The organism is Dysosmobacter segnis (assembly GCF_014297285.1).
Classification (GTDB): Bacteria; Bacillota; Clostridia; order Oscillospirales; family Oscillospiraceae; genus Oscillibacter; species Oscillibacter segnis.
In genome coordinates, this window is sequence record NZ_JACOQI010000039.1 from 1 (window position 1) to 8,816 (window position 8,816).

Genomic DNA, 8,816 nt, shown 5'->3' on the forward strand with positions numbered 1-8,816 from the left:
GAACAGTGATCGCCGCTGTCGAGGACGGCCTCCAGTGTTTCCAGCTCCGATGAGGTAAGCTCGGAAAGCAGGCAGGCCAGATGATTAAGCTCGTCCAGATTTTCATACTCGCTCAAATGATCATAGAGCCCCAGCACATCCCCATCGAAAGAGGTAATAAAAATTTCCTGATAGCGGACGCCATCCACGCCGATCCGTTTCAAGAGAGCCTCCACCTCCTGGGCGGTTGTGGGAAATTTCAGTGTTTCACCCACAAACTGGCCCTCGCTGTACTTCCCTGCGTTGGTAACGTAGGCTTCAAACAGGGTCGCCATCAGCGGCGGCCCTGTCCCTTGACGGTCAGGATGCCCTCAAGGGTCGTTGCCGTAATTCCCAGCCGCTGGGCCACGGCAATATCATTTTTCATGGCCTCGGTCATGGTGTGGCCGCAGACCACCAGCACATGGGAGCGGCGGAGCAGGTCACGGCCCATGTCGATTCCGCTTTTATGCTCCTCGGGTACTGCGTCATTGAGAAACAGGGGCAGATAAAGGGGCGGGCAGATCGGGGAAAAGCCTGCCTCATAAACCGCCCGGCAGTAGCGGGCGGCCTGTTCTGCGTTTTCACTGTCGCCGCTCAACCATGCGGCGGTAATGTATGCAAGGGGACGCTTCATAGTCAATACCTCCGATATTTTAATAAGAAAGTTCAACCCAATCCCCCCGCCCTTTCCCAACCATGGGAAAGGGGGCGGCTCTGGAGGATATACCCCCGCCGCTTGCCGGGGAAATAGCACAGCCGGGGCAGACCGTCAAGGGCAGGCCGCCGTAAAACGGCGGTGCGATGCACCCTTGACAGCCCGCTCCCGGCTGTACGAAAAAACAGGCGGCGACGGGGGATATATACCACCAGAGCCATGATGCGGAGGTCAGGGCCCTCGGGACAAAATGTCTCGAAGTGGTTACTTGTCCTGCTCCATCTTTTTCGGAGCCTTCGCCAGTTCGGGCGGCTGTTTTTCTTTCCACTCGTCCAGCAAAGTCATGATCTGCTCCTTCATTTTGGCGGGAGTGGCCTCCTTGCCAAAATACTTTTCCAGTTCAGCGGTAGAAATAATCACGCCTCGATCCTCCTTTTTCTTTTCTGATAAGATGCCATCAATGACATCACCATTGAGTTTCCCGTCCTTGTCCAGCTCCCGGAGCTTTTTCGCCTGGGCCAGAGAGGGGGACGCCTGTTCTCCGTCAATGGAAACAGCGATCAGCCGCTGGTTTTTGGGGCGGATATAGGAAATCTCCACAGCGGGCATAAAGCCCATTTTTTTATCGTCCACCTTGTCCAGCAGTTCCGGCACAAGGGAGTTCAGCCGCAGATAACGCATGACCTTTTTATAGTTCATGTCGTGCGCCTCGCCCACAATCTCAACGGAGCGTTTGCCAATATCGCCCTCGGCCACATTTTTCAGCCGCCCGCCCTGGTGCTTGATGTCCTCCACTTCCAGCTCCAACAGGGCGGCCAGTTCGCTGGGGAGCGTCTGATCCCTCTGCTTGTTGCTGTCCTTCATAGCCTGTACCGCCTCGTGGTCAGTCATTTCCCGGACGATAAAGGGCATTTCCTCCAGCCCAGCCAGCTCACAACCATGATGGCGGCGATGGCCAGCCACGATCTCATAACCGTTTCCGTCTTTTTCCGGGCGGGCAAGGCCGGGAACCATTACGCCGTTTGCCTTGATGGACGCTACCGTTTCCTGCATTTTGGCATCGTCCCGCACCTTAAACGGGTGGGGACGGAATGTGTGGAACGGATGCATTTCGGAAAGTTTCAGATAGACCAGCTTTCCTTCCTCAACAGGACGGGGTGGAGCGGCTGGCTCAGGCGGAGCCTGTTCCGGAGCCGGAGCCGCATTTTCGGGTGGGGCCTTTTCGGGTTCGGGGGCAGCTTTAACCTCCGCAGCCTTTTTCCCACTTCGGGACAATTTGTCTCGCTTAGTCGGCGTGGCCTCGCCGGGGGCCGCCTTATCCGCCTTGGGTGGGCGGCCCTTGCGTGCCCCAGCCGATTTCTCCGCTTTCTGATTTTCAGTCGCGGCCTTTTCCGCTTTCGGCGGACGGCCACGGCGCGGCTTTTTCGGTTCCTCCGTATTGGCGGGCTGCGGTGTTCCTCCGGGAGCTGCCGCCTCTGGCGTTTCGGGGGTTTCCGCCTTTTCGACTTCGGCGCGGGCGTTCTGCCTCTTTTCCGCCATAAGTTCATTGATTTTGTCAAAGGACACAACCACATCGCCGGACTCAGGTATGGCAGGCCCGGTCTGTTCCTGCCGGGGCTCAGACGCTGCGGCCTGTTCGGGTGTGGTGATAGGCCCGGCGGCCTCCGGGGAAGTATTCTCCGCAGGGCCTGTGTTCAGTTTTTCATCGGCCATTTACGATCCTCCTTTTCGTTAAAGTTGCACAAATTTGAACGCTAAAATTTTGTAGTTATTTTTGTGCCTCCTTTCCGTCTATCCACGCAAAAAAGCCGCCCGTTTTTCATGCCGGACGGCTTTTTGCGTAATGTGATAGATCAAATATTATTTTTTCTGATTTGTAGGCTCCGAAAAGCCTTGTATTTACAGTGTTCCTAATAGGAAGTAATCATACGCGCGGAAAATCTACAGTACAATGAAAACGGCCATAAACCGTCTGCGAGATTTCCCGCTGATGGGGCAAACGCATCCGGACCCGATCCTCGCCGCAAACGGATACCGAAAACTGGTTTTGACAAAAACCTATGTGGCGGTCTACAAAGTGATTGGCGACACCGTTTACATTTATGCGATCGTCAATGGCACGACAGACTATCCCCGTCTTTTGAAGTGATCACTGTTTTGGGATGATGAATATGTCGACAGAAAACGAGTATTTAGCAAAGACGGAATCCTTGCAAAAAGAATTGGAGCCGGTGTGCCGGGTTATCACGGAGACAGTCAAAGCCGAGGCGATTTATCTCTTTGGCTCCCGTGCTTATGGTACGCCAACCGATGATAGTGACTACGATTTGTGCGTCATTATCCCGGAAAATTCCATGCGTCCGGTGGATGCGGTCAAGGCGATCCGCCGTGCGCTCCTTCCGCTGCAAACCATGTCTTTGGATATACTCGTATACCGTGCCGATACATTCTTCCGCCGCGCGCAAGGCGTGACAATGGAGCGTAAAATCAAGCGGGATGGTATCCCCCTATACGAGAACTTTTCCCACAAATCATAATACCAATTATCGCGACAAGGCCGTCGCCCGAAAGGGCGGCGGCCTTGTCGTGTCTCCGGAGGTGAATGAACAATATTTATTTGGGACTTTGTCGCCGCGACAGTCCTGGATCAGTTGGTAGATTGGTTCTACGGGCAGATCGTGGGCTTTCTCGGCAACTTCTTTGCCCTCATGGGCAATATGGGCGTGGAACTGTTCGAACTGGAATGGGTCAGCGCCATCGTCCTCTTTTTCTCCCGCCTTGCGTGGGCGTTATTTACGGTCAGCGTGGTGGTCTGCGCCTTTGAATGCGGTATCGAATACTCCACCGGCAGGGGCAATTTACAGCAGACTGCCCTGAATATCATCAAGGGCTTTCTGGCGGTGAGCCTGTTTACCGTTGTCCCCGTCCGGCTCTACGCCCTATCCGTGTCGCTGCAGGGTACCTTTTCCGCGGGGCTTACCGGCTATGGACGGAGCATTGGTGAGGTGGGACAGGACATCATCACCGAACTCAGCGAGATACAGACACTTGCAGATGTGGTGAACAGCTCCCACTTCGGCCTTGGCATCATCACCAGCCCCATCATGCTTCTCTTTTGCGTGATCCTCATGGGCTACGCGGTGCTGAAGGTGTTTTTCGCCAATCTGAAACGCGGGGGCATTTTACTCATTCAAATTGCGGTGGGCAGTCTTTATATGTTCAGTGTCCCACGGGGCTATTTGGACGGCTTTATGGGCTGGATGCGGCAGGTCATCGGCTTGTGCCTGACCGCCTTCCTCCAGTCCACCATCCTCGTTGCGGGGCTTATGGTGTTCAAGGATCACGCACTGATGGGCGTGGGGCTCATGCTCTCCGCCGGTGAAGTGCCCCGCATTGCCGGCAGCTTCGGTCTGGACACCACAACAAAGGCCAATATTACGAGCGCCGTGTATACGGCGCAGTCCGCGGTGAATGTGACAAGAACCATCGCCGCGGCGATCAAGTAAAGAGGTGTATATAAAATGACTCAGCCAACACGGAAACTTACGATGGGGAGCCTGTTCGATGGAATCTCCGGCTTTCCTCTGGCTTCGGTGCGGTATGGCATCGAGCCGATCTGGGCCAGCGAGATTGAGCCGTTCCCCATACTGGTATCAAAGATCCGTTTTCCCCGCATGGAGCAGATGGGGGACATTACAAAGCTGAGCGGCGCGTATCTGCCGCCTGTGGATATTATCTGCGGAGGCAGCCCGTGCCAAGATCTCAGCTGTGCTGGCTTGCGGGCTGGTCTAACCGGCGCACGATCTGGCCTCTTTATGGAACAAATACGGATCATTCAGGAGATGCGAGATGCAGATAGAAAATCTGGAAGGACAGGAATCCATATTCGGCCGAGATTCGGGATTTGGGAAAATGTCGTCGGTGCTCTCTCAAGTGGGCGGGACGCTGAAACGGGTCAAAAAAAGCCTGGGGCGGATTTTCAAAAAGTCCTCGAAGCGTTCCTCCAAGTTGAAGAACCATACCTTCATGTTGTTAGACCTGAGACCGGGCGCTGGGAATATGCTGGGGGCATATTGGGAGTACGATCCTCCATGGCTTGGATCGTTTGGGATGCTCAACACTTCGGAGTGCCCCAAAGACGCCGTCGAGTGTTCCTTGTGGCAGATTTTGCAGGCTACAGCGCCATCCCGATACTCGCTATCCCAGACAGCGTGCCTGGGTATCCTGCGCCGCGCAGCCTGCCGCGGCAAATCGCTGCCACCCTTATTGGAAGTAGCTTTGCGTATGCAGGCAGGGCTTGACCCGCCCGCGCCCATATCCGGCGAAGCGAAAGCCTACCATATCAATCAGCGCAATGAAGGCATTGACCTGGACGGTGTGTCCGGTGCATTGATGGCAACGCAGAACCTCCAAATGCAGACCTTTATCACAAATCCAAGCAGCAGTCAGAATGGTCCGCAAACGCAGATCGCATTCGCCGCCAACCAGCGGGACGAGGTGCGGGATCTGCACGATGTGGCGGGTGCGCTGGGCGCACAGCCGGGGATGAAGCAGCAGACCTTTGTCGCTGGATTTTCTGCTGGAGCTGGCGCGAGCGCCGGGACCATTGGATATCAGGAGGATGTAGCGCCCACGTTGAAAGGCAGCCCCAGCGGGAACTGTATGCCCAGCATCCTCTGCATCAACGATCAGGGCGGGCAGATCATGGAGTGCAGTGAGAACGTCACCGGAACCCTGCGGGCACAGGAACACGGGCACCAGCCTCTGGTGCTGCGTCCGACAGGGCCCAAAGTTTATGAAAACCATGGCATTGACGGAAGATACACGGGGCCGCACGATGTAGCCCCCACCATGTCCGCCCGCTATGGGACCGGAGGGAACAACATTCCCCTTGTACAGCAGGAGGAAGTCATCTGCATTGCAGGCAACGCCATTGACCGCCAGCCACAAAACGGCGGCAACGGCTTCGGCTGGCAGCGGGACATTTCCTATACCCTGACCACCTCGGATCGCCACAGCGTCTATGCCCGTCAGCGGGTAGATCAGTTCAAGGACGATGAGATTGCCTCCACGGAGAGCGCGCGGCAGCATAAAGATGCCACGGACCTTGTCTGCCAGCCAACCTCTACCTGGGATGCGGACTGCCGGAATCTCATTCGCCGCCTCACACCGCTGGAGTGTGAACGGCTCCAGGGCTACCCGGACGGTTGGACCGATGTCCCCGGCGCTTCGGACTCCGCACGCTACAAAGCCCTCGGCAACAGCGTGGCCATCCCCTGCGTGGAATACCTCATGCAGCGGGTGGCTATGGTCATTACGCTTGATTTGGAATGGGATTTTTAGTTGGCTTTGGTCATAGCTTTCGCGCTTGCTTTCGGGTATCTTGGCTTTACCATTAAAAAGACAGGAGGAACTGCTATGGCAGAAAAAACGCGCAACCTCTGCGCTGAAATTCCCTTGGAGCTGCATACCAAAGTACGGCAGCGACAGGCGGAATCCGGCGAGACACTGAGCCGGTACATGACCGCGCTCATCACAAAATATTATGAAATGGAGGAAAATGTGAAGATGGACAAGGACAATGTGAGGACGGTGGCGTTTCAGGTGCCCACCGAGCTGTTTGAGCAGCTCAAGGCATACCTCAAGCGGAACGGCATCAAGCAGAACGCCTTCTTCCTGGACTGCATCCGGCAGGCGCTGGCGGAGGACACCGGCGCCGCCGAAGAATAAGAAATACATCGCACGGACCGCTGCTGAGATTCTCGGCAGCGGTTTTGCTTTGGAGGAACGAAATGTTTATTTACCCCGAAAACCTGAAAGCCAAGCCCATGCTGTGGCTCTGGCTGCTGCGGGACATCGCCGTGATCGGCATCGGCGCTTTGCTCTCTGTGCTGGCGCTGACCCAGGGCCTCGGCATGGGACTGCTGGTGGTCACGGTGCTGTATGCCTTCCTCACCATTCAGGTGGATGGCTCCAGCATTCTGGATTTCCTGCGCCGTGCCGCCTGTTTTCTCTTTCTATGCCAACAATATTACGAATGGAGGCTGGACCCATGAATCGGAAACAGAAAAAGGAACTGCGCCAGCGCCAATCCACCCGGCAGCTCATGGGCATCGTCCGTGTGACGCCCCACGGCATCGTGACAGATTTCGGAGAGCGGGTCTTCTTCCTGATCCAGCCGGACAACCTCTCCGTCCTGTCCCCGGAGGTCATCCGGGGCCGCGTCCGCTCCCTGACCATGCTTCTCAGCACCCAGCCCTCGCTGGAAATTCTGGCTCTGGACTCCCGCGAATCCTTCCAGCGGAACAAGGAGTATTACCTGCGGCGACTGGAGGAGGAAACGGAGCCTGCCGTGCGGGAGCTGCTGGAGCGGGACATGGCCCATCTGGACGCCATCCAGTTCTCCTCCGCCTCCTCCCGCAAATTTGTACTGGTGCTCCCACTGGATGAAAAATCCGGTGCGGATGAAAGCGCGCTGCGGCAGTTGGAGAAAGCCATCTGTGACCACGGGCTCCGCGTGCGTCTGGCGGAGGAGCAGGATGTGAAGCGCCTGCTGGCGATCTACTACCGGCAGGATCTCACCACGGAGGTATTCCGTGATTTCGATGGAGAGGAGTATGTACATGGCTAAAAAGAAAACAAAACCGAAAAAGAAAGCGGCAGAGCAGGTCCAGCGCCCGAAAGACTTTCTGGACATGATCGCGCCCGCGGCGGTGAAGTTCAACACCGACCACTTCATCCTCGGCGGCCGGTATCACACGGCGATGACACTGAAAAGCTACCCGCCCATGACGGACGAGCTGGCGCTGCTGCGGGGCCTTGGCGATATGGGCGGCGTTGACCTGCGCCTGACGGCGCGGCAGGTCACGCCCGCCGAGGAGGACGCCATTCTCCACGCCGCCACCAACAAAAGCCGCATGGAGCGGAGCAACACCAACGATTACAAGCAAAGCGTCACGGCGGATGCCAACCTGCGGGATATGGCGGAGCTGCTGGCGAAGCAGCGGCAGGAAAAGGAGCCGCTCATCCACTGCGGCGTTTACTTGGATATTGCCGCCGCGGATACGGAAAAGCTGCGCGCGGCGCGGGACACCGTATCCGCCCAACTGGTTCGCTCCCGCATGGGCGCCGATCCGCTGCTCCTGCGCCAGCGGGAGGGCTTTCTCTCCGCCAACCCCGCGGGCGGCAGCCAGCTTGCCAATTTTGCGGAGCGGGTATTACCCGCACGCAGCGTTGCCAATCTATACCCCATGAACTATTCCGGCAAAACCGATCCCAAGGGCTTCTTCATTGGCCGGGACCGCTTCGGCTCCAACATCATCGTGGACTTCGACCGCCGTGCTTCTGACAAGACCAACGCCAGCGCCCTCATCCTCGGCAACACCGGACAGGGCAAAAGTTATCTTCTGAAGCTCCTGCTCTGCAATGTGCGGGAGGCGGGAAAGAGCGTGATCTCTCTGGACTCCGAGCATGAGATGGAGGACGAGTGCCGCGCCCTGGGCGGCTGCTTTTTGGACTACTTAAGCGGGCAGTACCGCATCAACCTGCTGGAGCCGCGCTGCTGGGACGATGGCAGCGGGCCGGAAGACCCGGACGCGCCGGACGCTTTCCGGGGGACGTTGCTCTCCCAGCACATCTCCTTCCTGCGGGATGTGTTCCGCGTCTACAAGGGCTTCGACACGCCCCACATCGACACGCTGGAGCTGATGGTGGAGCAATTATATAAAAAGTGGGGCATTACCGACCGCACGGACTTTACGTCGATGCGGCCGACCGATTACCCAATCCTCTCCGACCTCTACGATACGATCCAGGAAGCCTATGACAACTATGACGCCGCCGGTCTTTATCCGCGGGAGATGCTGCGGGATCTGCTGCTGGGACTCCATTCCATGTGCCGCGGCGCCGACGCCCGGTTCTTTAATGGGCACACCAATATTGACCGTTCCAAATTCCTTGTTTTCTGTGTCAAGGGACTGGATAACATGGCGGAGAATCTGCGGAACACCCTGCTGTTCAGCCTGCTGTCCTATATGTCGGATCAGCTTCTGACACTGGGTAATTCCGTGGCGGCCATTGATGAGCTGTACCTGTGGCTGTCCGATCCCACCGTCATCACCTACATCCGCAACGCGCTTAA

The 8,816-nt window shown here is 56.9% G+C and carries 10 protein-coding genes and 1 pseudogene; 8 read left to right on the forward strand and 3 right to left on the reverse strand.

Annotated elements, in window-relative coordinates:
* The 3 genes from H8Z83_RS18050 to H8Z83_RS18060 form a co-directional block, all read right to left on the reverse strand.
* The coding region (locus H8Z83_RS18050) for an antirestriction protein ArdA (RefSeq protein WP_187016327.1) at window positions 1-314 on the reverse strand (314 nt) is incomplete at its 3' end.
* On the reverse strand, window positions 314-655 hold the full coding sequence (locus tag H8Z83_RS18055; protein ID WP_187016328.1) for a DUF7768 domain-containing protein: 342 nt from the start codon (window positions 653-655) through the stop codon (window positions 314-316). The genes H8Z83_RS18050 and H8Z83_RS18055, both read right to left, overlap by 1 nt.
* A 285-nt stretch (window positions 656-940) precedes the next feature.
* A complete protein-coding gene (locus H8Z83_RS18060; protein ID WP_187016329.1) occupies window positions 941-2,389 on the reverse strand; it encodes a ParB/RepB/Spo0J family partition protein in 1,449 nt (482 codons plus the stop codon).
* A gap of 226 nt (window positions 2,390-2,615) precedes the next feature.
* Between H8Z83_RS18060 and H8Z83_RS18065 the strand changes: the two genes are divergently transcribed.
* The 8 genes and pseudogenes from H8Z83_RS18065 to H8Z83_RS18105 all read left to right on the forward strand — a co-directional run.
* Window positions 2,616-2,825, forward strand: coding sequence for a type II toxin-antitoxin system RelE/ParE family toxin (locus H8Z83_RS18065; RefSeq protein WP_366464584.1), 210 nt, complete (start codon window positions 2,616-2,618; stop codon window positions 2,823-2,825).
* A 22-nt stretch (window positions 2,826-2,847) separates the two neighbouring features.
* Window positions 2,848-3,213 (forward strand): nucleotidyltransferase domain-containing protein, encoded by a 366-nt coding sequence (locus tag H8Z83_RS18070; RefSeq protein ID WP_187016331.1) that lies wholly within the window; start codon window positions 2,848-2,850, stop codon window positions 3,211-3,213.
* A gap of 72 nt (window positions 3,214-3,285) precedes the next feature.
* Complete coding sequence (locus H8Z83_RS18075) at window positions 3,286-4,182, forward strand: conjugal transfer protein TrbL family protein (RefSeq protein ID WP_187016337.1); 897 nt, start codon at window positions 3,286-3,288, stop codon at window positions 4,180-4,182.
* Between the two features lie 15 nt (window positions 4,183-4,197).
* Window positions 4,198-6,019, forward strand: a pseudogene (locus tag H8Z83_RS18085) (DNA cytosine methyltransferase).
* A 75-nt stretch (window positions 6,020-6,094) separates the two neighbouring features.
* On the forward strand, window positions 6,095-6,406 hold the full coding sequence (locus H8Z83_RS18090) for a hypothetical protein (RefSeq protein WP_187016333.1): 312 nt from the start codon (window positions 6,095-6,097) through the stop codon (window positions 6,404-6,406).
* Between the two features lie 62 nt (window positions 6,407-6,468).
* Window positions 6,469-6,732, forward strand: coding sequence for a hypothetical protein (locus H8Z83_RS18095; RefSeq protein ID WP_187016334.1), 264 nt, complete (start codon window positions 6,469-6,471; stop codon window positions 6,730-6,732).
* On the forward strand, window positions 6,729-7,307 hold the full coding sequence (locus tag H8Z83_RS18100) for a hypothetical protein (protein ID WP_187016335.1): 579 nt from the start codon (window positions 6,729-6,731) through the stop codon (window positions 7,305-7,307). Before H8Z83_RS18095 ends, H8Z83_RS18100 begins: the two co-directional genes overlap by 4 nt.
* Window positions 7,300-8,816 (forward strand): VirB4 family type IV secretion system protein (locus H8Z83_RS18105; RefSeq protein WP_187016336.1); only part of this gene is annotated, 1,517 nt, incomplete at its 3' end. The genes H8Z83_RS18100 and H8Z83_RS18105, both read left to right, overlap by 8 nt.